The sequence below is a fragment of the Roseinatronobacter ekhonensis genome (genome assembly GCF_900499075.1).
Taxonomy (GTDB): Bacteria; Pseudomonadota; Alphaproteobacteria; order Rhodobacterales; family Rhodobacteraceae; genus Roseinatronobacter; species Roseinatronobacter ekhonensis.
The window spans coordinates 20404-43721 of record NZ_UIHC01000016.1; the positions used below are offsets into that span (position 1 = coordinate 20404).

Genomic DNA, 23318 nt, shown 5'->3' on the forward strand with positions numbered 1-23318 from the left:
GAAAGTAAACACCATGTCAAGCATTCTGACCAACTCCAGCGCGATGGTCGCGCTGCAAACGTTGCGCGGCGTCAACAAAGGGCTCGCACAAACGCAAGCCGAAATTTCTACAGGCAAATCCGTCGGCTCAGCGCGCGACAACGCCGCTGTATGGTCCATTTCCAAAACCATGGAATCGGACGTAAAAGGCTTCAAAGCCATCTCCGACAGCCTGTCACTGGGCTCTTCCACCATAGGTGTGGCCCGTCAGGCATCCGAAACAGTTACCGATCTGCTCACGCAGATGAAAGGGTTGATCGTCGGCGCGCAGGAAGAAAACGTGGACCGCGGAAAGATCCAGACGGATATCGATGCGCTCAGCGAGCAGATCACATCGGTGATCGGTGCGGCACAATTCAACGGCCTGAACCTATTGACGAACAACGCGACCGTTTCCGTTCTCTCGTCGCTGGATCGTTCCGGGTCGGATGTCACGGCCAGTACAATTGATGTTGCTGGTCAGGATATGTCGACGGGCGGCTACGCCGCAAAAGCGGCGTTCTCGCTTGCAACGGGCACAGCATCCACAGACCAGGACCGGGCGGCTTTTTCGCTTGATGGGGCAGGCGGAACCGAAACCCTGACAATCGAAGATCCGACCTATGTCGCAGGTGACAAGATCGGCCTGCGCATCGGTGATCAGTCAGTCTCTTACACGGTCAGTCAAAGCGATGTCGATGCGACCACGACCGCAGACCTAGTGGCAGTCGGCCTGAAGAATGCGATTGATGCGCTCGGTGTCGACGGGCTTGAAGTTGACTATGACAGCGGAAGCCCGGGTGATTTGGTTTTCACCAATAACGGGACCGATGACGTCGCTGTAACCGCGCAATTCAAAAATGCCGGCGCCGGCGATCTTGCAACCCTGAGCACGATTGACGTGGAAACCGATGCAGCAGGGGCACTTGGTACGATCGAAACGCTGATCGAGACAGGGATTGACGCAGCAGCGGCCTTTGGCTCCATCCAAAAGCGGATCGACACCCAGGCCGAGTTTGTCAGCAACCTGACAGACTCTCTGACCACCGGCATTGGCAGTCTTGTAGATGCCGATATGGAAGCGACATCGGCGCGTTTGCAGGCACTTCAGGTGCAGCAGCAGTTGGCAACCCAATCGCTGTCGATCGCTAACCAGCAACCGCAGAACATTCTGTCCCTGTTCCGCTAATAATAACCGTCTGGACCCCAGGGACACCGGGGTCCAGACACCGACTTTCACGGTGAGTTCGACAGACGAAACGGGGCCACAGGCGCCGAAAACTACGAACCGGCACTAGATGGCAGCGTTTTCGACACCATGGCTGGAGGTCGGCACGCCCAATGCAACCATTTTCGGGGGACATGGAATGAACGCCCACGCTCAGGCTCTTGCGGCCTATGGAACACCAAGCAGTTCGCACAAGCCGCCACGGTCCATAGAATACGATGTTTTCGCACAAATCACGGCTCGCTTGCGAACCGCTATCGAAGGCGGGGCTACCAATTTTCCCGCGCTCGCAGAGGCTTTGACCGCGAACCGGCGACTATGGACCGAACTTGCGCTGGATTTGGCATCAGATGCAAACCGGCTGCCCAAAAACCTCAGAGGACAGTTGCTCGGGTTGGCGCAATTCACCATGACGCACACAGAGGCAGTGTTGCGGGGCGACGAAGATGCAGAGGTTCTGGTCGATCTGAACATCGCCGTCATGCGCGGCCTGAAAGGCCAGGGAGGGGTGTCATGACGGGTCTTGTCATAAGGCTGGCCCCGCGCGAACGGGTGCTTCTGAACGGTGCCGTCATCGAGAATGGTGACAAAAGAGCAAGCCTGTCAATTCAAACGCCGAATGCAAAAGTGCTGCGCTTGCGGGACGCGATCCATCCCGATGAGGCGACCACACCAGTGAAACGAACCTGCTACATGGCGCAGCTTCTATTGTCTGGCGATGCGAAGGTCGAAGACCTGCACACGCCGCTTCTGCGCGCGATCGAGCAACTCAGTCAGGTCTTTCTGGACCCTGATAGCGACCGATTGCTGAAAGATGCAACAGAGGCGGCGGTTGGTTTCGAGTTTTACCAAGCTCTCAAATCCCTGCGCGCGCTGTTACCACGCGAGGCACGTCTTTTAGCGGCGCATCGGGTATGAGCTTTCAACCATTTGTCCCGATTGGCGGTCTTGCCGGATGGGCGTTTTTGAAACGCACACAAGCCCGCCAAGAAGCCAGTTTTGCCAATAGCCCGCGAATGGAGCGCGTGACACAGAGCTTTCAGCGCGATTTTTCGGCGATGCGCACAGTTGGTGATCTGGTGGAGAACCTGCAGGCCCTCGATGTTGTGCTGGGCGCTTTCGGGTTGCAAGAGGACCTCGAAAACCGCGCATTTATTCGCAAGGTCATATCGGACGGCACGTCGGATCGCTCTGCCCTCGGCAACCGGCTGGCCGATAAACGCTATCTGGCGCTGGCACGCGAAATGGCACATTTAGCGCCAGGAGGAAGCGGCAGCGCGCCAGAGGGTCTGGCAGACCGATTGATCAGTCAATACCAGACCAAGGAATTCGAAATCGCCGTTGGTGACAGCGAAGAGACGATGCGCTTTTCCTTGGCATTCGAGCGCAGCCTGCCGGAAATCGCGGCTGGCACACGCTCGGACACAGCGCGGTGGTTCGCCGTCTTGGGCGATCCGCCGACGCGGCGCGTCGTCGAAACGGCCCTTGGCTTGCCCAAGGAATTTGCAGCGCTGGATATCGACGATCAAATCATCCGATTGCAGGACGCAGCCAGAAACCGGTTCGGAACCGATAGTATTGCCGAACTGGCCCAACCCGAGATGATCGAAACGATCACCCGGCGCTTTCTGCTGATGGATCAACTTCGCGCCAGCCAAGCGGGGATGAGTGGTGCCGCCGTTGCCTTAAGCCTGTTGTCGGCGACGGGGTGACACCGCAGGCGGATTGCCGCGCAAGGCTTGGAGGCGTCAGACGAGCCGCAAGCACGGATGCCGCGACGCAGTCAGACATTTCAAGCGACCCGCTTTTTGGCGCCGACAAGCCAGGTCCGGGCGATTTGCAAAACGCCCAGCCCCGTGATCAGGCAAGCCTTTCGCCAGTTTCGGGCGCAAAATACGACGCTTTCGACAAATCGAACCCAAATTCGAGCGCTGCGCCCGCACGGGCCTGCGTGTCGGCAGAAAGGCGCGAGGTCACTTCCTTGCCACCCAATCGCGCGACGACATATGTGTCGGCACCAGCAGGCTCCACCACATCGACACGCACGGCGCCGCCCTGCAACGCTTCTCCTGCGCGCGCGGTCGCTTCGTGCATGTCCTCGGGTCGCAGCCCCAAGAGTATCTCTCCGCTCAAACCAGCATGGCGCGGCTCGTCCAGCCGCAGTGGTTCCGCGCCCTCCCGCGCAATTTCGATCACGCTGCCCTGCCCGTTCGGCGTGGCGCGCGCTGGGATCAGGTTCATTGCGGGCGAGCCCATGAAATCGGCGACGAAGGTGTTGGCGGGACGCGTATAAATCTCATGCGGGGTGCCAATCTGCTGGATAATGCCGCCTTTCATGACCACAATCTTGGTCGCCAGCGTCATCGCTTCGATCTGGTCATGGGTCACGTAGACCATGCTTGCCCCGAGGTCTTGGTGCAAGCGCTTGATCTCTGTGCGCATTTCAACACGCAGCTTGGCATCAAGGTTCGACAGTGGTTCGTCGAACAAAAACAACGCCGGGTCGCGCACCAGTGCCCGGCCCATTGCGACGCGCTGGCGCTGGCCGCCCGACAACTGGCCTGGACGCCGGTTCAACAGTGGTTCGATCTGCAACTGGCGCGCCACATCGGCCAACTTGGCGGACTGTGTGGCCTTGTCCACGCCACGCACCTGCATGCCGAAGGTGATGTTCTTGGCCACGCTCATTGTGGGGTAGAGCGCGTAGCTTTGGAACACCATGGCGATATTGCGGTCCTTGGGGCTGACCTCGGTCATGTCCTGTCCCGCGATTCGGATCGCACCGCCGGTGATCGGCTCCAACCCCGCAATGCAGTTCAGAAGCGTGGATTTCCCGCAGCCCGAAGGACCAACCAGAACCAGAAATTCGCCCTTGTCGATGCTGACATTTATGTCTTTGAGGATCTCGGTCGCACCATAGCTTTTGAACAGGCCGTCGACCTCTAGGATATGGGACATGGGATTAACCTTTCACAGAGCCTGCGGTCAGCCCGCGGATGAAGTATTTCCCGGCGACGACATAAACCAGCAATGTCGGCAGCGCGGCGATGATCGCGGCGGCCATGTCGACATTATAGGCTTTCACGCCGGTGGTGGAGTTTACGATATTGTTCAGCGCAACCGTGATCGGCTGGGTGCCCGCCTGACTGAAGGACACACCGAACAGGAAATCATTCCAGATCTGGGTGAATTGCCAAATGACGGTCACAACGATGATCGGCAGAGACAGCGGCAGGAAGATCGACCAGAAGATGCGGAAGAACCCCGCCCCGTCGATTTTTGCAGCCTTGGTCAATTCTGCCGGGATCGTCACGTAGTAGTTACGGAAAAACAGCGTGGTGAACCCGATACCATAGACGACATGCACAAAGATCAGCCCCGGAATGCTACCCGCGATATTCAAGATGCCGAGCGTGCGCGCCATGGGCAACAGCACCACTTGGAACGGAATAAAACAGCCGAACAGCATCAACGCGAAGATGATATTCGCGCCGCGAAATTGCCATTGCGCAACGACATAGCCGTTCATGGCACCAAGAACCGTCGAGATCATGACAGCCGGAACGGCCAGCATGACCGAGTTCCAGAAATAGGGCTGCAACCCTTCGCACTGAATGCCGGTGCAGGCCCCTGACCAGGCGGTGCGCCACGCGTCGAATGTTACTTCGCGCGGAAGGGCGATCAGGCTGCCGGTGCGGATTTCTTCGAGGCTTTTCAACGAGGTCGTCAGCATCACGAACAAGGGCAGCAGATACCAGACCGCGAATACGCCCAGCATTAGGTAAAGCCCCCAGCGCAGCGCGATTTTCAGACCACGAGATTGGGTCGGCGGGGCATAGGATGTATCAGTCATGTTTCGCCCTCAGCTCTGAATAGAGGTATGGCACCACGATCGCGAAGACGATCATCATCATGATCATCGCGCTTGACGCAGCCTGCCCGATATCGCCGCGCGAAAACGCCATGGCATACATGTAGGTGGCGGGCAGGTCGGTCGCGTAGCCGGGGCCACCGCCGGTCAGTGCAATGACCAGGTCGAAGCTTTTGATCGCCAGATGCGACAGCACGATAAAGGCCGACAGGAAGATCGGGGCCATGCTTGGAATGATGATCGCGGTATAGATGCGGTGGGTCGGAATGCCGTCGACCTGCGCGGCCTTGATGATCTCGCCATCGACCGAGCGCAGCCCAGCCAGAAACAGCGCCATCACAAAGCCCGATGCCTGCCAGACACCGGCGATGACCACGGTGTAAATGGCCATGTCGGGATCAGTGATCCAAGTGAAGGAGAAGGTCTCGAACCCCCAGCCGCGCACCATGGATTCCAGCCCCAGACCGGGGTTCAGCATCCATTTCCACGCGGTGCCGGTCACGATCAGCGACAGCGCCATCGGATACAGGTAGATCGTGCGAAGCACGCCTTCGGTGCGAATTTTCTGATCCAGAAAAATCGCAAGAAGCAGACCCAGCAGCATCGCGACGCCGATGAACAGAACACCGAACACGAACAGGTTGTTCAGCGCGACTTCCCAGCGCGGAGAGGCGAAGAGACGCTCATACTGGATGGTGCCAACAAGGTCGTAATTCGGCAGCAAGCGCGAACGGGTGAAGCTGACCCATGCCGTCCAGCCGATAAAGCCGTAGACGAAAAGCAGGGCTGCGATGAAACTGGGTGCCAGAACAAGCTTCGGCACATGGCGTTCAAGCCATTGCATGGGAAGCCTCCCTTCGGTTGGGGAATGGGATGGCGCAAGGCCACTGGCGGCGCGGTGCCGCGCGTGGGCCGGGGGCAGATGCCCCCGGCCCGATTGGCGTTACATCGAGTTGGCGACTGCGTCGGCCAGCATTTGCACAGCATCGTCCGATGACATGTCGCTGTTGAAATGCGCGGTCACAACGTCGGTGATCGCCCCGGCCTGCGCGCCGCGCAGCGCCATGCCATGCGCGTAGGATGGCAGCAGCGAACCGGCTTCGGACGTGGCGGCCATGTCATTGGACGATGTCACAGCGCAAGAATCGAACTCGTCGAGCGACACGTCGCTGCGCACCGGGATCGACCCTTTGTTCAGGTTGAACACTTTCTGGAAGTTCTGACCGACGATCAGCTCTGCCAGCAATGCCTGACCGGCCTGCGCGTCTTCGCCGTCCACTTCGAACATCGCGAAGCTGTCGACGTTGTAAAGATAGCCGTCACCGGGGGTCGAGCCGCAAAGGAAGTCTTCGCCCGGAACCTGACCGGCGGCCAGGAATTCGCCCTTGGCCCAGTCGCCCATGATCTGGAAGGCGGCTTCACCGTTCATGACCATCGCGGTGGCAAGGTTCCAGTCACGGCCTGAGAAATTGGCATCGACATATCCGCGCATGGTGCGCATCTGGTCGAAGGCAGCTTTCATCGTGTCGGATGTCAGCGCGTCCATATCCAGGTCGATCAGCGCCGAGCGGAAGAAATCCGGCCCGCCAAGCCCCAGAACGACGGTTTCAAAAACGGTCGCGTCCTGCCAAGCCTGACCACCATGCGCCAGCGGCGTGATGCCTGCGGCTTGCAGCTTGTCGGCCGCGGCGTTGAACTCGTCCCACGTGGTGGGCATGGCAATACCGTGCTCGTCCAGGATCGCCTTGTTGGCCCAGACCCAGTCCACACGGTGCACGTTCACGGGCGCAGCACACCATGTGCCCTCGCACTGCATGTGACCGGCAATGGATGCGGGCAGGATGTCTGCCCAGCCTTCGGCCTCTGCCACATCGGAAATATCGGCCAAAACGCCCTCAGCGTACCACTCCTGAATGGCGGGGCCTTTCAGTTGCACAGCGGTCGGCGCATTGCCCGACAGCACACGGGCACGCAAGGCAGTCATGGCCGCATCGCCACCGCCGCCGGCCACGGGCATGTCGGTCCATTCGCCGCCACGGCTGGCGAATTCTTGCTGCAACACGGCAACAGCGCGGGCTTCGCCGCCCGAGGTCCACCAATGCAGAACTTCTGCCTGAGGCTCTGCGAGCGCAGCACCGGCCATGCAGAAAGAAGCGACCGACGTCGCAAGAATCGTCTTCATATTCATGATCATCCTCCCAGATGGTTGGCGGGACATCCGCCAGACCCTCGCACCATGACGCAAGCGACGGGCATCACGCAACGGCCTTGCAGTCCGCAATTGACGGATTTTGCGGCACCTTGTTACAGGCTGTTACAAAACCCGTGCGGATGGTGCTACACCAAGCCAGACGCGACGTGCAGGAGAGCGCGAATGGCCATTCCCCGCCTGTTGGTGGTCGATGATGACGAAGACATGTGCGCCATGATGGTCGGCTGGTTGCAACGCAACGGGTTTGCCGTCGCAGGCGCGCGTGACGGCGCGGGTGTGGCACAGCAAATGGCGGCGGGGCGCGTGGACCTGATCTTGCTGGATGTGATGCTGGGCGATGAAAGCGGGTTACGCATCTGCCAGCAATTGCGGCAGGAACACGATGTTCCGATCATCATGGTCTCGGCACTCTCCGCTGATGACAACCGCATGGCAGGCTATCGCTCTGGGGCCGATGATTATATCGCCAAACCCTTCAATCCCGATTTGCTGGTCGCCCGTGTGCGCGCTGTGCTGCGCCGCGCGCGGCGAGCCGCATCGCTCGCTTACCGCAGACAGGCGCGGGTTTACCGGTTTGCGGGCTGGCGCTTCGACACCAGAGAGGCCAGCGCCCACGCGCCGGGCGGCTACGAGGTGGCACTCTCGACGCGCGAACGCCAGTTGTTGCAGGTTTTTCTGGCCAACCCGGAAATCCCTCTTTCGCGCGACGAAATCGCAGAAGCGATGGATGTTCTGGGGGAAGGGGCCACCGACCCCGCTGAAGGCCGCGCCATCGACATGCTGGTGGGCCGCTTGCGCAGCAAGATAGAGGACGCGCCGAAAGACCCGGTCCTGATCCATACTGCGCGCGGTGTGGGCTATGTGCTGGCCTGTCCGGTCGAGGTCGAGGCATGATCCGCAGCCTGCGCGGCTGGGCCAGCCTGTGGATTCTGGCGGCCATGGGTGCAGGCGTCGTAGCAGCCTGGCTGTGGCTCTCCTCGACTCAGGCATGGCGGAGCCATCTGGACAATGCCGCCCAAACAGGCCGCGACTTGGCAGGAACCGTGTTGTTGGGCGCGCCCCTGTCGGGAGAAACGCGGCTGGTCGCACTTGGGCGCAGCGCCCCAACCGCGCCCCCGCCCGGTGCGACAGAGGCCGGGCTACCGTCCTCCGCGCGCATCACATCGCTGGCCTTTCGCCAGCCCGGCCCCGATGGGGCGGGCCAAGGCGGCGGGGTGCGTTTGCAGGTGCAAGTGGTCAGCGCCAGCCTGCAATACCCCGTTGCCGATTTGGGGGCGGAGGCCGGAGCCTATGGCGGCATGGCGGCGCTGTCGCGCAAGCTGGGCCAGCTTTGCTCGGACCCTGTTGTTTTCCTGCGCGCCGACAACGGTCCATGGTGGCGGGTCGAAAGCCCGCTATGGTCCTGCGCCGCTCAACCGCGCGACTGGCGCATCGGGGCCCTGGCACTCGCTGGCGTCGCATTGATGGCGCTGCTGTCGCATGCTGCTGACACTGCGGGCGGATTCCGCGATTTCGCGCGCGGGTTGGCCGCGCGCCGCCGGCCGGGCCAAACCGCAGATCTGGCCCTGACCGGCCCAGAGGAATTGCGCGCCACCATCACTGCCGTGAATGGCTATCTGGCCGACGAACGCGCTCGACTGGCGCGGCGTGCGATGGTGCTGTCGGGCGTCAGCCATGATCTTGGAACCCCTGCCACGCGCCTGCGCCTTCGGGCGGCGCTGATAGAGGATACCGAGTTGCGCGCGCGGTTCGAGGATGATCTGGACCGCATGGGCGCAATGATCGAGGAAGTCCTGACCTTTACCCGCGCCGAGATCGCCGCAGAGGGCGCGCGCGAATTCTGTCTGGCCGCCCTGACCGAAGCCGTGGTCGATGATTATCGCGACACAGGCCGTCCCGTCGGCATGACGCTCGCCGCGCCGGCCAGTATGGACACGGCACAAACCGTCTTTGCGCTAGGGCGCCCTCGCCGCATGGCATTGCCCGAAGCGCGGCGTTTGCTGTTCACCGGCCGCCCTCTGGCGCTGGAGCGGGCGCTGTCGAACCTGATAGAGAATGCCCTGAAATACGGTCGGCGCGCCGACATTACCCTGCGCGCCTATTCAGAGCGCGTGGTGCTGGAGGTGCAGGATGCCGGCCGCGAATTGGATGCTGACAGCCTGCGCCGACTGACAAATCCGTTCCAGCGTGGCGACAATTTAACCGATGCCGATGGCACACCGATTTCGGGTTTTGGCATGGGCCTGAGTATTGTGGCAACCATCGCGGCGCAGCATGGGGGCGAGCTGGAATTTGAGCAACGCCCCCAAGGTTTATGTGCGCGGCTGATCCTGCCGCGTGGCTAGGCTCAGTCCTGCGCTTGCGCAGCCAGAAACCCGATGATGTCGATACGCTCCTGCTCGGAGCGGACACCGGGGTAAATCATGCGATTGCCAGGGAGATAGTCGTCGGGGTTGGTCAGCCATGCATTCAGGCGCTCTGGGGTCCAGACGCCCTCGGCATCCAGCAACGCATCGGAATAACGCCAGTCATCGACCGCGCCGATGTCACGCCCGACAATACCCACAAGATGCGGACCAGCACCGTTGCGTTCATTCTCGTATTGGTGGCAGGCAGAACACTGGCGGAATGCGCTTTCGCCGCTCTCGATATCGGCACTGGCCAGAAAGGTGGACTCCGCCATCGGGTCCGCTGCAGAGGCGTCAGCCTCGGACGTGGCAGCATCCGCTGATGCGGCGTCTGCTTGTGCGACTTCGGCCTCTGCCACCGTGCCGCTCTCCGCCACTTCGGGCTCGGGTGCGGCGGCGTCTGCTTCGGCTGCCATTTCAGTCTCTTCGACCGCTTCGGCAGTCGCTTCCGGCTCGGCACTCTCGGCCTCGGGCGCGGCTTCGGTTGTCTCGGCCTCGGGCGCGGCATCAGCCGTTTCGACCTCCGCTTCTGCAACCTCGACCTCGGGGACTTCCTCGGCCTCAGGTGCCTCGGCAATGTCGGCAGGCTCTTCGGTCGCTTCCTCTTGTGGCGTGGCATCCGCCATTTCGGTCGCCGACGACTCTTCTGCCGTCTGGTCCGGCGCCTCTTGCGAGGCCTCTGCCACTTGCGGCGCGTCTTGCGGGCCGGGACCGTCGCTGAAGCTACGCACGGTCACCAGCAACAACAAGAGCGCGAAACCGCCAAAAGTGCCAACCCGCAGCAATTTATCTGCGGGGCTCATAGAGTTTATCGAATCATGGCGCTGGGGCATTTCATCCTCTGTGTTTACGCGACTGTTAGATAGGTGTTGGGCGAAACTAATCGCCTAAGCCGTTATGTAAACACCAAGCCATGCCCCGAGCCTGATTTTAGCCGTTCACGTCCACCACAACGCGCCCTTTAACCTGACCTTTCAGGATATCCGCGCCAAGCTGCGGCAGATCGGCCAGAGTGGCGGGCTGAACCATCGCGTCCAGCTTGTCCATTGGCAGGTCGGCGGCAATGCGCCGCCACGCGCGCAGGCGATTGTCATAGGGTTGCAAGACCGAATCGATCCCCAATAGGTTCACGCCCCGCAACAGGAAGGGAACCACAGTCGCGGGCAATCCCGCACCGCCCGCCAGCCCCACGGCGGCGACCGACGCGCGGTATTTCATCTGCCCCAACACACGCGCCAGCATGGCACCGCCCACGGCATCGACACAGCCTGCCCATGTTTCCGATTCCAGCGGGCGTTTGACGGTTTCGTTCAACTCTTCGCGCGGGACAATCTGGGTCGCCCCAAGTGCGCGCAGGTAGCCTTCGGTTTCTGGCCGTCCTGTCACCGCCGCGACCTCATGGCCCAGCGCCGACAGGATCGCAACTGCGACAGAGCCGACACCGCCCGCAGCCCCTGTCACAAGCACCGGCCCATGCCCCGGCACCAGCCCGTGATCCTCAAGGGCCATGACGGCGAGCATGGCGGTGAAGCCTGCAGTGCCCACGGCCATCGCCTGCCGTGCGGTGATCCCCTCTGGCAGTGGCACAAGCCAGTCAGCTTTGACGCGGGCTTTCTGGGCGTAGCCGCCCCAATGCGCCTCGCCCACGCGCCAGCCGGTCAGAACAACCGCGTCGCCGGGTTTATAGCGGGGGTCATCCGACGCCTCTACCGTGCCGGCAAAGTCGATGCCCGGCACATGCGGATAGGTCCGCACCAACCCGCCACCCGGCCCAACGCACAGGCCATCCTTGTAGTTCACCGTGGAATACTCAACCGCGACCGTCACCTCACCTGCGGGCAGGCGGTCCTCGGTCATTTCCTGCACGGTGGCCTTGGTCGTGCCGTCTTCCAGCTTGTCGACAACGAGCGCCTTGAATGTCATGCTTGGTCCCTTCCTAATAGTTGTGCGGAGCCTAATGCAGCACATCCGGCAAAGCCATGCCTACCCTGCGACTTTTTGCATCGCGCCGTTTTCCTACCGGTTTCCCTGCCCAATTTGCCATTGTGACGCCCGCCAATTTCAGACTTAACTGCCGAAAACCGCCCTCACATCTCAAAGGCCCTGCATGAGCTTCGAGCAGATCTTCGTCCTTCTGGTTCTGGCGGCTGTGTTGTTCAGCTTCTTCAAGGAAATCTACCCGCCGGAGGTGACGGCGTTGGGCGCATCTGCCGCGATGCTGGTCAGTGGCATCTTGCCGACGGGAGATTTCCTGCAAGTCTTCGCGTCGCCCGCACCGATCACGATTGCGATGATGTTCATCCTGTCTGCCGCATTGGAACGCACCGGCGTGCTGGAGATATTGGGCGCATGGTTGCGGACACAGGCGCGGGGGTCTTACCTGCGTGCCATCGTTCTGATGATGGGCGGGGCCATGGTGGCCTCGGCCTTCATGAACAACACGCCCGTTGTCATTTTGCTGACGCCAGTGATGATTTCTATTGCAGGGTCTATCGGGGTTGCGCCCTCGCGCATGTTGATCCCGCTATCTTATGCCGCGATCTTCGGGGGCACGCTGACGCTGGTGGGCACCTCGACCAATATCCTGATGAGCGGTGTGGCCACGGACGCCGGCCAGCCCCCGATCACCATGTTCGAAATGACCTTGCCTGCATTGGCCATGGCGACGGTGGCCCTGGCCTACATGATGGTCGCAGGCCGCTACCTGCTTCCCGACCGCACTTCGATGGCGTCGATGCTGGGGCAGGACGGCAAACGCAAGTTCATGGCGCGCCTGCTTATCCCGGCCGGATCGACCTATATTGGCCAAACGCTGGCCGACCTGCCCTTCAACAGCCGTGCGGCGCGGGTGCTGGACGTGGTGCGCGGCGAAGTGTCTTTGCGGCGCAAACTGGACGACGTGGTGCTGGAAGCGGGCGACCGCGTGGTTATCAAGACCGACACCGGAGAGATTCTGGGGCTGAAGGAAGACGGCGAGATCGAATTCCGCGACATGGCCGATAGCGGCTTTGCCCCTGTCACCGCCGACCGCACCATCACGATGGAGGCCAGTATCGGTCCCAATTCGCACCTGCGCGGGCGGCCTATCAAGGCGCTGAAACTGCGGCGGCGCTATGGTGTCTACCTGATGGCGGTCCACCGGCAAGAGCGCAACATCTCTGACGAGGTGCAGGAACTGCGTTTGCAGTTTGCCGACACGCTCCTGCTGGAAGGCCCCCCAGAGGGTATTCAACGCATGATCGAGGATGGTGGCATCGTCAATCTGACCCAGCCCTCGGAACAACCGGTGCGGCGCGGCAAGGCCCCGATCGCGATTGGCGTGGTTCTGGGCGTGGTGATACTGGCCGCCCTGAATGTCATGCCCATCGCCGGGCTGGCCGTGATCGGCGCGGTGGCGGTGATGCTAACGCGCTGCGTGGACCCAGAAGAAGCGTTTGACGCGATTGACTGGCGTATCCTGTTCCTGATCTTCGGCATGCTGGGCCTGAGCATGGGGTTGTCTGCAACGGGAACGGCTGAATTGCTGGTCAAGCAAACCGTCGGCCTTGTCGGCGGTCTGGGACCAGTGGCTATTCTGGCGGCGGTCTATGTGCTGACCAATGCGCTGACGGAAATGGTGTCAAACAACGCCGTCGCGGTGTTGGTCGGCCCCATCGTAATCGCACTGGCGCTGGAACTGGGCTACGATCCGCGGCCCTTCATCATCGCGGTGATGTTCGCGGCCTCTGCCAGCTTCGCCACGCCCATCGGCTACCAGACAAACACGTTCGTCTATAGCGCCGGGGGCTACAAGTTCGCCGATTTTCTACGCGTGGGCCTGCCTTTGAACCTGCTCTATGCCGCAATGGCGGTGTTTATCATCCCGCTGTTCTTTCCGTTTTAGGGCTACGTCACTCGATGCGGAATGCCCAAGGTCGGGTCAGAGCCCATCTTGCAGATTTGATTAAATGCAGCGAATGTCAGGTTCGGTTGCTGATCGGGGGCTTTATGGAAATTATGTGCCTAAACGGCTGGGGTGGAAAGCTCCACAAATACCTGCTGCCCTACGTCCAAGCTGCCTCTCCAGAAATTCTATGCTTGCAAGAGGTCGTCCATAGCCCAACCTCGGACAAAGATTGGCTGACGTATCGTGACGGGGACCACATTCTGCAGCAACGCGCAAATTTCTTCCGCGATGTATCCAGAGCTTTGCCAGATCATGTCGCTATTTTCTGTCCAGCCGCGCAGGGCGTTTTATGGGATGAAGACCAGTCCATCCCGTCGCAATGGGGGTTGGCGACATTTGTCCATAAATCCGTTCCGATCATTGGTCAGGTTCAAGATTTTGTACACAAGACATTTTCACCAGTTGGCTACGGTGAACACCCTCGGTCCCGCAGTGCGCATGGCGTGCGCGTGTACGATTACAATTCCAATCGTTCCATCAGTGTTACGCATATGCATGGCTTGCGCGATTTAGATGGGAAAATGGATACACCCGAACGCGCGGATCAGGCGCAGCGCTTGCTTGATCTTTCGGGGCGAGTATCAACGCCAGAGGACGTGCGAGTGATTTGCGGCGATTTCAATGTTGAGCCGGAAAGCGAAACGCTTCAGATTCTAGCCAATGCAGGTTTTTGTGAACTGGTGACAGGACACGGATTTACCAGCACCCGAAACTCTCAATACAAGAAACCGGGCAGATTTGCCGATTATATGATGATCAGCGATGCTGATGTGGTGCAGAAATTTGATTTGGTCTACGATCCAGAGGTTTCAGATCACTGCCCGCTTGTTTTGAACATTTGACAAGAGCAGCCCTTCAACTCTTTGACGCCAACGGCTACTTCGTCGGCAAAGCTGTCATTGCGCCTAGCTGCGCGCGCCCATCAGCCGCGCGATCGGGACATAGTCATCGGTCAGTATAACGGTGCTCTCGCGCGCGACCAGATCACGGATGGACGCTCCGCCCACCCGCACGACCTGCCGCGCTTCAGGGTGCATGTGGGTAAAGCGGCTGACCGGCGTTGGCGCATCGCCTGCCACCATGATGAACACGCGCCGGTCCTCTGACGGGTCATGCAGCGGGTCGGCCCAAACCTCTACCACGTCGAACACCTGCTCGGCGGTGGCGACCACGGATGCCAACGCTTCCAACCGGTCCATATGGTCAATCACGTTCATGATATACGCACCGCCGGTATTGAGCCTGTCATTGACGAGCGAAAAGAACTCGCGGGTGATCAAGTGTTCCGGTACTGCGATGTCTGTGAAGGCGTCGCCAATCACGATGTCATAGCTTGCGTTGTCCTGATACAAGACACGGCGGGCATCGGCATGGATGACATTGGCGGTGTCCGGGTCGAACCAGAATTGTTCCGCCGCGATCCGCGTCACTTCGGGGTCCATCTCTGCCACGGTTGCATCCACGGGTGCGCCATGCGCGGCCCATGCGCGTGGCAGAGCGTAATTGCCCCCGCCGATCAGGAAAGCAGACCAAGCCGAGCGCCCGTCCATCCGCAGGCGGGCAAGACCGTCGAGCATCATGGCATGTGGCGTCAGCATGGCGCGCGGGTCATCCGCGACCGAAACCCCGTGCACCAGATGGTCCAGCACCATCAAACGCTCTGCCACGGCACCAGAGGGTTCGACAACGCGGATACAGAAGTAATTGCTTTCGACGCTACATGGGTCGGGGCGCGTCAGCGTCGCGCCGGTCAGCGCCAGCGGCACAAGCGCGGCGATGGTGCCTTGGGTCATCCAGCGTCCGAACCCGCGCGCTGCCCACAGGCTATGCAGCCCCAAAAGGGTATAGACCACCGTCACCACCACCAGTGTGCCGGTGCTGCCCAGCCAAGAGATGAACACGAACCCTGCCGCCAAGGTGCCAAGAATCGCGCCCCACGCGCCTGCGGCAAACATCGCGCCCAGCGCGCGGCCCGCGCGGTCGGGGTGGCGCAGAACGGCCACATGGCTAAGGATGGGCGCGGGAATGCCGGCAAAGAATGACGGCAGGAAAAACACCAGCGTGGTCAGCACCACGATGACCGCTACAGGGTGTTCAAACGTGGTGATCACTGGACCGGCCACGCCGCGCAACAGGAACAGCGCTCCGCCCGTCGTCAGCGCTGCGGCAAGCATCGCCCAGCCATTCGCGCGCAACGCCTGATCGGGCGACAGTTCCGCCAACCGTCCGCCCGCCCAATGCCCCGCCGAGAACCCCGCCAGCACGACGGCAATGATAGAGGTCCATGTATAAAGCGACATTCCCACATAGGGGGCCAGCATCCGGCCCGCGACAATCTCTACCACAAGGCTCGCGGCGGCGACGGTGGCCTGCACCGCGATCAATATCCAAAGCTTGTGCATACGCGCCCCCAAAAGACCACTCGACGATAGAACCGCCCGCCCGGCCTGACAAGCCAGAGCCTAATCCATCCAAGGCGCGATACGTGCGATATCGGCATCCGACCAGCCAAAATGATGCGCCAGTTCGTGCAGGTAGACATGCGCGACCAGATGACCGAGGGGAACATCCCCCCGCGCGACCCATTCATCCAGAATTGGACGACGAAACAGCCAGATCGTATCGGGGCCAAGCGCCTGCTCGCCCAGTTTGTCGGGCAAGGGCGTGCCGTCATAGAGACCAGTCAACTCGAACGGGTCTTCGATGCCCATTTCGTCCAGAATGGCATCAGGCGCGAAATCGACGACCTGAACCGCGACCGCGCGGGCATGGGCATCGAAAGGCGCGGGCAAATCCGCGATGGCGGTCGTGACCAGCGCCAGAAACGCGGCATCATCCGGGGGCAGGCTGTTGGTCCATGGGGCTTGATCGCTCATGCCCATGGTCTTGCATGCGCGCGGGGCTTGTGAAAGAGGAAAGCGCATAGAAAAGGGGTTTCCACCATGTCCAGCATCGTCACCCGCTTCGCGCCTTCGCCCACCGGGTATTTGCATATCGGCAACCTACGCACCGCACTGTTCAACTACCTGATCGCGCGGAAACAGGGTGGCACATTCGTGCTGCGGCTGGACGATACCGACCCCGAACGCTCCAAGCAGGAATACATCGACGCCATCCAGTTCGATCTTGAGTGGCTGGGCCTGACATGGGACCGGGTCGAACAACAGTCGAAACGACTGGACCGCTACCAGGCCGCTGCCGACAAGCTGCGCGCGGATGGTCGGTTTTACGAGTGTTTCGAGACACCGTCAGAACTGGACCTGAAACGCAAAAAGCAACTGAATATGGGGCGCCCACCGGTCTATGATCGCGCCGCACTCGGGCTGGATGAGTCGGCGCGTGAACGACTGCGCGCAGAACGCGCGGGCTATTGGCGTTTCAAGCTGGACCAAAGCCGGATCGAATGGAACGACGGTATTCTGGGCCCCTTGTCAATCGACGCGGCCAGCGTGTCCGACCCGGTGCTGATCCGCGCGGATGGGCAGGTGTTGTATACTCTGGCCTCGGTGGTCGATGACACGGATATGGGCATTACCCATGTCGTGCGCGGGTCCGACCATGTGACGAACACTGCCACACAAATCCAGATCATCGAAGCATTGGGCGGCACCGTCCCCAGCTTTGCCCATCATTCGCTTCTGACTGGCCCACAAGGCGAGGCGCTGTCGAAACGGCTTGGCGTGCTGTCCTTGCGCGACCTGCGCGCGCAAGGCGTCACGCCGAATGCGCTTTTGTCGCTGATGGCGCGGCTTGGGTCCAGCCAGCCGGTGGAGTTGCGTGCGTCGCTCGACGAAATCGCCGACGGGTTCGACCTGTCGCAATTCGGCTCTGCCCCCACCAAGTTCGATGCCGAAGACCTGTGGCCGCTGACGCGTGGCGACCTGCAAGCGCGGCCGTATGCGGCGGTGGCCGATACCATCCGCGCGCTTGGCGTGCCGGATGACCTCGCCCCCCAATTCTGGGAGGTTGCGCGCGAAAACATCACAACATTGGATGACCTGTCCGGTTGGTGGGCGCTTTGCCGCGACGGGGCCACACCGGTCATCGCCGACGAAGACGCGGAGTTCATCGCTCAAGCCATGACCTTGTTGCCGCCCCCACCCTATGACGCAACGGCTTGGAAAGACTGGACCGATGCGGTCAAGTCCGCCACGGGGCGCAAGGGAAAAGGATTGTTCATGCCCCTGCGGCTGGCCTTGACCGGCCAAGCGCGCGGGCCGGAAATGGCACAGTTGATGCCGCTTTTGCAGCGCGTTCCCGCCCGCGAGGGCTGAACACGAAAAAAGCCGGGTGCAACGCTGCGCCCGGCTCTGCTTTCGATTGAAAAAGCCGCATTATAGCGATTTTTTCAGGGCCTCTGCCAGATCGGTGCGCTCCCAGCTAAAGCCACCATCGGCTTCGGGTTCGCGCCCGAAATGGCCGTAAGCTGCGGTGCGCTCGTATATCGGACGGTTCAGACCCAGATGGGTGCGAATGCCCAAGGGCGTCAGGTCCATGGACTTGGCAACGGCGCGCTCGATCTGAGCGTCATCCACCTGCCCCGTGCCATGCGTATCGACATAGATCGACAGCGGTCTGGCGATGCCGATGGCATAGGACAGTTGCAATGTGCAGCGTGTCGCAATGCCAGCCGCAACGATGTTCTTGGCCAGATAGCGCGCAGCATAAGCTGCGGACCGATCCACCTTGGTCGGGTCTTTGCCCGAGAACGCGCCGCCGCCATGCGGGGCCGCGCCGCCATAGGTGTCCACGATGATCTTGCGCCCGGTCAGGCCTGCATCGCCATCGGGGCCGCCGATTACGAACGTGCCGGTCGGGTTGACCCACCACTCGGTCTTGTCTGTCAGCCATTCGCTCGGCACAACCTCACGGATATAAGGTTCGACCATCGCGCGGATGTCGTCAGAGCTTTGAGCCTCGCTGTCATGCTGGGTCGATAGCACAAGCTGAGTCACTTCGACCGGACGGCCGTTTTCATAGCGCAGGGATAGCTGGGTTTTCGCATCGGGGCGCAGGTGGGGTTCGACGCCGGATTTGCGCGCCTCTGCCAGACGGCGCAAAATCTTGTGCGAATACTGGATGGGCGCCGGCATCAGTTCGGGTGTTTCATCCACTGCGTAGCCGAACATGATCCCCTGATCGCCCGCACCATCCCGATCCACGCCCTGGCTGATATGCGCGGATTGTTCATGCAGGAAGTTCAGCACATGACAGGTATTCCAGTGGAATTTTTCCTGCTCGTAGCCGATATCCTTGATGCAATCGCGCGCGATCTGCGGAATGCGCCCCATGTAATCCTTCAGCCGTTCCGGGTTCGACAGGCCAATCTCTCCGCCGATCACCACCAAGGACGAGGTCGCGAAGGTCTCGCAGGCGACGCGTGCATTTTCTTCTTCCGCCAGAAGTGTGTCCAGCACCGCGTCGGATATACGGTCACAGAGCTTGTCGGGGTGTCCTTCGGAAACAGATTCGGAGGTGAAAATATAGTCGTTCCGCGCCATGTCATTTCCTTCGTCGGGGCTGGATCGCCCACAGGTTCCGCGGCCCGCGCCGCCACAAAGTCCAACGCGGCTTACCAAAGCCCGTTTCAGGCCACAACTGGATTCAGCCGTTTCAGTCGCCCTGCGCGGTTGCCGCCTCTAAAAGCTGCATGACATCTGGACCCATCGCTTCGACAATCAAGTCAACACCCTGCGCGTTCGGGTGGATATTGTCGTCCTGCATCAGGTCGCGAAACGACATGCCGGCATCGGCCTTTTCCGACAGGGGGCGCAAGAAATCGGGATAGAGGGGCACGTCGTATTTCGCAGCCAGATCGACATACATGGCCTCGAACGCGTTCTTGAACTCCGGTCCGTAATTGCCGGGCGCGGGCAAACCGACCAGCAGCGCGGGAATACCTTCCAATTCCAGGCGGTTCAGAATACCGTCAAGGTTCTCGCGGCTGGTGCGAGGGCTTAGGCCGCGCAGCAGGTCATTGCCGCCCAGTGCCACGATCATAGCGTCAACGGGCTCTGCCAAGGTCCAGTCCATGCGCGCCAGACCGCCTGCGGTGGTGTCGCCCGAAACACCCGCGTTGATGACAGTCACATCTGCGCCGCGCTCTTGCAACCATGCTTCCAGCACGGGCACAAACCCTTTGCCCTCGGGCAACCCGTAACCTTGGGTCAGGCTGTCGCCCAGTGCCACCAGCCGGACCGGCTCTGCGATCGCGGGCGCGACGGAAAACGCACAGATTGCCGTTAAACCCAAAACCCCGGCCCGCACGCGGTTGCCAGTGGCGCAGAGCACACCATATGCGAAGGAAGTAAAATGACTCAGGACGATTTTCATGGCTGACTCCGTGCTCTCATTATCAAATGTTGGTTTGACCCTTGCAGGAAATGCGGGGGCGGTCACTATTCTGCGTGACATCACTCTCGACATTGTGCGCGGGCAGACTGTGGGTATGGTCGGGCCGTCCGGTTCTGGCAAATCGTCGCTCCTGATGCTGATGGGCGGGTTGGAACGCGCCACCGAAGGGCAGATCACCGCACTTGGCCACGACCTGACCACGCTGAACGAAGATGCGCTTGCCCGTTTCCGCAGGGATCATATGGGGGTGGTGTTTCAGTCTTTCCACCTCATCCCCACAATGACGGCACTGGAAAACGTCGCGACACCTATGGAACTGGCGGGCAAGTCCGACGCGTTCGACCGCGCAGCAGAAGAGCTGGACACTGTGGGGCTTGGCCACCGGATGGACCATTACCCCGCACAAATGTCGGGCGGCGAGCAGCAGCGCGTCGCGCTTGCCCGCGCCGCTGCCCCGCGCCCCGATATCCTGTTGGCAGATGAACCCACCGGAAATCTGGACGGGCCGAACGGACAGGCGATCATGGATCTGTTGTTCGGGTTGCGCGACCGGCACGGGGCGACGCTTATGCTGGTGACGCACGCGCCCGACCTTGCCGCACGGTGTGACCGCGTCATCCATCTGGCCGACGGGTTGGTTGCGCAGGATAATCCGCGCGCCGCAAAGGCCGCGGAATGATGCGGGTCGCATGGAACATTGCCCGGCGCGAATTGCGCGGGGGGCTACGCGGGTTCTGGGTGTTTCTAGCCTGCCTCGCGCTTGGTGTGGGTGCGATTGCGGCAATCGGGTCCATCCGAAGCGCGATCGACGCAGGGCTGGAACGCGAGGGTGCTACGCTTCTGGGCGGGGATGCAGAGCTGCGCTTCACCTACCGCAACGCCACGGACGAAGAACGCGCCTTCATCGACGACTTCGCCAGCGAAGTATCAGAGGTCTATGATTTCCGGTCCATGGCCGTTGCGGGCACGGGCGGCGAGGATGCCGAGCGCGCGATCACGCAGGTAAAAGCCGTGGACAGCGCCTATCCGCTTGTAGGCGAGTTACGGCTTGATCCGGCCATGCCGCTGGCAGATGCACTGGCAGGCACGGACGACCTGCCCGGCGGTGTGATGGAACCGATCTTGGCCGACCGGCTGGGTCTGGCGATTGGCGACACGTTTCGCCTTGGTGTGCAGGATTTCGTGCTGAGCGCACATATCACGCGCGAGCCCGACGGGTTTGGCGGCAATTTCGGCTTTGGCCCGCGCAGCTTGGTGCGGACATCCGACTTGGCCAATGCCGAACTACTGGGGCCGGGCACCTTGTATGAGGTGAATTACCGCCTGCTGCTGCCCGACAGCGATCTGGATGCCGCGCGCGAAGAGGCCCTTGAAGGGCTGGAAAGCGCGGGGGTTCGTTGGCGTGACAGCCGCAACGCGGCCCCGCAGGTGCGCCGGGTCATCGACCGTGTGTCGTCCTTCCTTGTGCTGGTGGGACTGGCAGGGCTGGCCGTGGGCGGCGTGGGCGTGTCTGCTGCGGTGCGCACCTATCTGGACGGAAAAACCAACGTCATCGCCACGCTGAAAACACTGGGCGCGCAAAGCCGCACCATCTTTACCGTCTACCTGATGCAGATCGGTGTTTTGACAGGCTTGGGTCTGGCCGTGGGGCTGACGCTGGGCGCGTTGGTGCCGTTCATTGTCGCGCCCTTGGTGGCCGACCAATTGCCGGTATCTTTGCAAATATCGCTATCGCCCTCTGCGTTGGCAGAAGCCGCGATTTACGGCGCGCTGACCGCCCTTATTTTCACGCTCTGGCCGCTTGCGCGCACCGAACATGTGCGCGCCGCAACCATTTTTCGCGGCGCGGCAGAGGCCACGCAAAGCTGGCCCCGCCTGCCGTATCTGGTTGTTATCGCCATGCTTGTGGTTGCACTTGTGCTGATCTCTGCGGCTTTTGCTGCGGCGCCGCGTCTGGCCTATGCCACGGCGGGCGGCGTGCTGGGCGCGCTGGTGGTTCTCGCTCTTGCGGCCATTGGCGTGCGGGCCTTGGCCCGGCGCTTGGCACGGTCGCGCGCGCTGCGCGGGCGGACAGCACTGCGCATGGCGATGGGGGCCATTTCCAACCCGCGAGAGGGCGCAGGTGCGGTTATCCTATCGCTGGGGCTAGGCTTGACGGTGCTGGCTGCCGTGGGCCAGATTGATCACAACCTGCGCAACGCCATTGCCACCGACCTGCCCGACCGCGCGCCAAGCTACTTCTTCCTGGATATCCAGAATGCTCAACTCGACGGGTTCCTTGGGCGCCTGGCCGAAGACCCGGATGTCGAAGATGTGCAAACCGCGCCCATGCTGCGCGGCGTCGTCACGGCACTGAACGGCATCCCGGCGAACGCGCACCCCAATTCCGGGCACTGGGTGCTGCGCGGCGATCGCGGCGTGTCCTATTCCGCAGCGCTGCCGGACAGTGCGACGCTGACCGCCGGGGAATGGTGGGCCGAGGATTATTCTGGGCCGCCGCTGATAAGTTTCGCACAGGAAGAGGCCGATGAGCTGGGCCTGACCCTTGGCGATACCGTCACAGTCAACGTGCTTGGGCGCGAAATTACCGCCACCATCGCCAGCCTGCGCGAGGTTGATTTTTCGACCGGCGGTATCGGCTTTGTCATGGTCATGTCCCCCATGCCGATCTCCGCTGCCCCGCACACGCATATCGCAACCGTCTACGCCGCAGAAGCGGCCGAAGGCGCGATCCTGCGGGATCTGTCCAACATGTTCCCGAACGTGACCGCGATCCGCGTGCGCGAGGCTGCCGAACGGGTGACGGAAGCCCTATCGACCATGGCCACCGCGACCAGCTACGCGGCGCTGGCCACATTGCTGACCGGCTTTGTCGTGCTGATCGGGGCGGCAGCGGCGGGCGAACGCGCCCGCGTGTTCGAAGCGGCGGTGATGAAAACCCTTGGTGCCAGCCGACGCGCGATCCTGACCAGCTTTGCCCTACGCTCGGCGCTCATGGGCGCCGCAGCGGGTATTGTGGCGCTCGGCGCGGGCGCGCTGGCAAGCTGGGCGGTCATGCGTTTCGTGATGGAAAGCCCCTACCGGTTCGAGCCCTACTCTGCCCTTGGCATCATCGCGGGAGGGGTGATCGCGACACTTGTTGCAGGGCTGCTCTTTGCCATGCGGCCCTTGAGCGCGCGCCCCGCCAGCATTCTGCGGGCGCAGGATTAACGCGGCCGAAGCCGACTGTCACCTTCGCGCAACAAACGTACCGTTCTGGTGATGGCGGCCAAAACCACGCT

21 protein-coding genes are annotated in these 23318 nt (G+C 61.5%); 11 read left to right on the forward strand and 10 right to left on the reverse strand.

Annotation, left to right across the window (positions count from 1 at the left end):
- Window positions 1–13 precede the first annotated feature (13 nt).
- From ROE7235_RS09435 to ROE7235_RS09450, 4 genes are all read left to right on the forward strand, one after another.
- A complete protein-coding gene (locus ROE7235_RS09435; RefSeq protein ID WP_121095068.1) occupies window positions 14–1207 on the forward strand; it encodes a flagellin N-terminal helical domain-containing protein in 1194 nt (397 codons plus the stop codon).
- A 178-nt stretch (window positions 1208–1385) separates the two neighbouring features.
- Window positions 1386–1763 (forward strand): flagellar biosynthesis regulator FlaF, encoded by a 378-nt coding sequence (gene flaF, locus ROE7235_RS09440; RefSeq protein ID WP_245963924.1) that lies wholly within the window; start codon window positions 1386–1388, stop codon window positions 1761–1763.
- Window positions 1760–2164, forward strand: coding sequence for a flagellar biosynthesis repressor FlbT (flbT, locus tag ROE7235_RS09445; RefSeq protein ID WP_121094987.1), 405 nt, complete (start codon window positions 1760–1762; stop codon window positions 2162–2164). The genes flaF and flbT overlap by 4 nt, the downstream gene beginning before the upstream one ends.
- Window positions 2161–2958, forward strand: a complete 798-nt coding sequence (locus ROE7235_RS09450) for a DUF1217 domain-containing protein (protein WP_121094989.1) — start codon at window positions 2161–2163, stop codon at window positions 2956–2958. Before flbT ends, ROE7235_RS09450 begins: the two co-directional genes overlap by 4 nt.
- Before the next feature lie 148 nt (window positions 2959–3106).
- Here ROE7235_RS09450 and ROE7235_RS09455 read toward each other — a convergent pair whose 3' ends face one another.
- From ROE7235_RS09455 to ROE7235_RS09470, 4 genes are all read right to left on the reverse strand, one after another.
- Complete coding sequence (locus tag ROE7235_RS09455; RefSeq protein WP_121094991.1) at window positions 3107–4204, reverse strand: ABC transporter ATP-binding protein; 1098 nt, start codon at window positions 4202–4204, stop codon at window positions 3107–3109.
- A gap of 4 nt (window positions 4205–4208) precedes the next feature.
- Window positions 4209–5099, reverse strand: coding sequence for a carbohydrate ABC transporter permease (locus tag ROE7235_RS09460; RefSeq protein WP_121094993.1), 891 nt, complete (start codon window positions 5097–5099; stop codon window positions 4209–4211).
- Window positions 5092–5961, reverse strand: coding sequence for a carbohydrate ABC transporter permease (locus tag ROE7235_RS09465; RefSeq protein WP_121094995.1), 870 nt, complete (start codon window positions 5959–5961; stop codon window positions 5092–5094). The genes ROE7235_RS09460 and ROE7235_RS09465 overlap by 8 nt, the downstream gene beginning before the upstream one ends.
- 99 nt (window positions 5962–6060) lie before the next feature.
- Window positions 6061–7305 (reverse strand): ABC transporter substrate-binding protein, encoded by a 1245-nt coding sequence (locus tag ROE7235_RS09470; protein ID WP_183073443.1) that lies wholly within the window; start codon window positions 7303–7305, stop codon window positions 6061–6063.
- Window positions 7306–7491: 186 nt separating this feature from the next.
- On the opposite strand from ROE7235_RS09470, the gene ROE7235_RS09475 reads away from it, so the two are divergent.
- Together ROE7235_RS09475 and ROE7235_RS09480 are read left to right on the forward strand one after the other, a co-directional pair.
- Window positions 7492–8223 carry a response regulator transcription factor gene (locus ROE7235_RS09475; RefSeq protein WP_121094997.1) on the forward strand — a complete coding sequence of 244 codons (732 nt, stop codon included), beginning with the start codon at window positions 7492–7494 and terminating at the stop codon, window positions 8221–8223.
- The gene (locus tag ROE7235_RS09480; RefSeq protein ID WP_121094999.1) at window positions 8220–9674 is read left to right on the forward strand and encodes a sensor histidine kinase; all 1455 of its coding nucleotides are present in this window, start codon (window positions 8220–8222) and stop codon (window positions 9672–9674) included. The genes ROE7235_RS09475 and ROE7235_RS09480 overlap by 4 nt, the downstream gene beginning before the upstream one ends.
- A 2-nt stretch (window positions 9675–9676) precedes the next feature.
- Here ROE7235_RS09480 and ROE7235_RS09485 read toward each other — a convergent pair whose 3' ends face one another.
- Both ROE7235_RS09485 and acuI read right to left on the reverse strand, forming a co-directional pair.
- Window positions 9677–10570 carry a c-type cytochrome gene (locus ROE7235_RS09485; protein WP_121095001.1) on the reverse strand — a complete coding sequence of 298 codons (894 nt, stop codon included), beginning with the start codon at window positions 10568–10570 and terminating at the stop codon, window positions 9677–9679.
- A gap of 97 nt (window positions 10571–10667) precedes the next feature.
- Window positions 10668–11660, reverse strand: coding sequence for an acryloyl-CoA reductase (gene acuI, locus ROE7235_RS09490; RefSeq protein WP_121095003.1), 993 nt, complete (start codon window positions 11658–11660; stop codon window positions 10668–10670).
- Window positions 11661–11844: 184 nt separating this feature from the next.
- On the opposite strand from acuI, the gene ROE7235_RS09495 reads away from it, so the two are divergent.
- Window positions 11845–13620, forward strand: coding sequence for an SLC13 family permease (locus ROE7235_RS09495; protein ID WP_121095005.1), 1776 nt, complete (start codon window positions 11845–11847; stop codon window positions 13618–13620).
- An 86-nt stretch (window positions 13621–13706) separates the two neighbouring features.
- Window positions 13707–14525, forward strand: coding sequence for an endonuclease/exonuclease/phosphatase family protein (locus ROE7235_RS09500; protein WP_245963921.1), 819 nt, complete (start codon window positions 13707–13709; stop codon window positions 14523–14525).
- Window positions 14526–14588: 63 nt separating this feature from the next.
- Here the strand turns inward: ROE7235_RS09500 and ROE7235_RS09505 are convergent, their stop codons facing one another.
- Window positions 14589–16085, reverse strand: a complete 1497-nt coding sequence (locus ROE7235_RS09505; protein WP_121095007.1) for a fused MFS/spermidine synthase — start codon at window positions 16083–16085, stop codon at window positions 14589–14591.
- A gap of 60 nt (window positions 16086–16145) precedes the next feature.
- A complete protein-coding gene (locus ROE7235_RS09510) occupies window positions 16146–16559 on the reverse strand; it encodes a metallopeptidase family protein (RefSeq protein WP_121095074.1) in 414 nt (137 codons plus the stop codon).
- Between the two features lie 66 nt (window positions 16560–16625).
- On the opposite strand from ROE7235_RS09510, the gene gltX reads away from it, so the two are divergent.
- Entirely contained in the window at window positions 16626–17957 is a 1332-nt protein-coding gene (gene gltX, locus ROE7235_RS09515) for a glutamate--tRNA ligase (protein WP_121095009.1), read from the forward strand.
- Between the two features lie 60 nt (window positions 17958–18017).
- On the opposite strand, the gene metK is transcribed toward gltX, so the two are convergent.
- Together metK and ROE7235_RS09525 are read right to left on the reverse strand one after the other, a co-directional pair.
- On the reverse strand, window positions 18018–19184 hold the full coding sequence (gene metK, locus ROE7235_RS09520) for a methionine adenosyltransferase (protein WP_121095011.1): 1167 nt from the start codon (window positions 19182–19184) through the stop codon (window positions 18018–18020).
- Between the two features lie 112 nt (window positions 19185–19296).
- Window positions 19297–20016: an arylesterase gene (locus ROE7235_RS09525; RefSeq protein WP_121095013.1), complete on the reverse strand. Its 720-nt coding sequence runs from the start codon at window positions 20014–20016 to the stop codon at window positions 19297–19299.
- On the opposite strand from ROE7235_RS09525, the gene ROE7235_RS09530 reads away from it, so the two are divergent.
- Together ROE7235_RS09530 and ROE7235_RS09535 are read left to right on the forward strand one after the other, a co-directional pair.
- Entirely contained in the window at window positions 20015–20716 is a 702-nt protein-coding gene (locus tag ROE7235_RS09530) for an ABC transporter ATP-binding protein (protein WP_121095015.1), read from the forward strand. The two genes, ROE7235_RS09525 and ROE7235_RS09530, sit on opposite strands and share 2 nt — an antisense overlap.
- Window positions 20716–23247 (forward strand): ABC transporter permease, encoded by a 2532-nt coding sequence (locus tag ROE7235_RS09535; protein ID WP_121095076.1) that lies wholly within the window; start codon window positions 20716–20718, stop codon window positions 23245–23247. Before ROE7235_RS09530 ends, ROE7235_RS09535 begins: the two co-directional genes overlap by 1 nt.
- Window positions 23248–23318 lie beyond the last annotated feature (71 nt).

Coding starts and splice junctions, on each gene's coding strand:
- ROE7235_RS09435 (WP_121095068.1), top strand. CDS start 14: ATGTCAAGCATTCTGACCAACTCCAGCGCGATGGTCGCGCTGCAAACG.
- flaF (WP_245963924.1), top strand. CDS start 1,386: ATGAACGCCCACGCTCAGGCTCTTGCGGCCTATGGAACACCAAGCAGT.
- flbT (WP_121094987.1), top strand. CDS start 1,760: ATGACGGGTCTTGTCATAAGGCTGGCCCCGCGCGAACGGGTGCTTCTG.
- ROE7235_RS09450 (WP_121094989.1), top strand. CDS start 2,161: ATGAGCTTTCAACCATTTGTCCCGATTGGCGGTCTTGCCGGATGGGCG.
- ROE7235_RS09455 (WP_121094991.1), bottom strand. CDS start 4,204: ATGTCCCATATCCTAGAGGTCGACGGCCTGTTCAAAAGCTATGGTGCG.
- ROE7235_RS09460 (WP_121094993.1), bottom strand. CDS start 5,099: ATGACTGATACATCCTATGCCCCGCCGACCCAATCTCGTGGTCTGAAA.
- ROE7235_RS09465 (WP_121094995.1), bottom strand. CDS start 5,961: ATGCAATGGCTTGAACGCCATGTGCCGAAGCTTGTTCTGGCACCCAGT.
- ROE7235_RS09470 (WP_183073443.1), bottom strand. CDS start 7,305: ATGAATATGAAGACGATTCTTGCGACGTCGGTCGCTTCTTTCTGCATG.
- ROE7235_RS09475 (WP_121094997.1), top strand. CDS start 7,492: ATGGCCATTCCCCGCCTGTTGGTGGTCGATGATGACGAAGACATGTGC.
- ROE7235_RS09480 (WP_121094999.1), top strand. CDS start 8,220: ATGATCCGCAGCCTGCGCGGCTGGGCCAGCCTGTGGATTCTGGCGGCC.
- ROE7235_RS09485 (WP_121095001.1), bottom strand. CDS start 10,570: ATGCCCCAGCGCCATGATTCGATAAACTCTATGAGCCCCGCAGATAAA.
- acuI (WP_121095003.1), bottom strand. CDS start 11,660: ATGACATTCAAGGCGCTCGTTGTCGACAAGCTGGAAGACGGCACGACC.
- ROE7235_RS09495 (WP_121095005.1), top strand. CDS start 11,845: ATGAGCTTCGAGCAGATCTTCGTCCTTCTGGTTCTGGCGGCTGTGTTG.
- ROE7235_RS09505 (WP_121095007.1), bottom strand. CDS start 16,085: ATGCACAAGCTTTGGATATTGATCGCGGTGCAGGCCACCGTCGCCGCC.
- ROE7235_RS09510 (WP_121095074.1), bottom strand. CDS start 16,559: ATGAGCGATCAAGCCCCATGGACCAACAGCCTGCCCCCGGATGATGCC.
- gltX (WP_121095009.1), top strand. CDS start 16,626: ATGTCCAGCATCGTCACCCGCTTCGCGCCTTCGCCCACCGGGTATTTG.
- metK (WP_121095011.1), bottom strand. CDS start 19,184: ATGGCGCGGAACGACTATATTTTCACCTCCGAATCTGTTTCCGAAGGA.
- ROE7235_RS09530 (WP_121095015.1), top strand. CDS start 20,015: ATGGCTGACTCCGTGCTCTCATTATCAAATGTTGGTTTGACCCTTGCA.
- ROE7235_RS09525 (WP_121095013.1), bottom strand. CDS start 20,016: ATGAAAATCGTCCTGAGTCATTTTACTTCCTTCGCATATGGTGTGCTC.
- ROE7235_RS09535 (WP_121095076.1), top strand. CDS start 20,716: ATGCGGGTCGCATGGAACATTGCCCGGCGCGAATTGCGCGGGGGGCTA.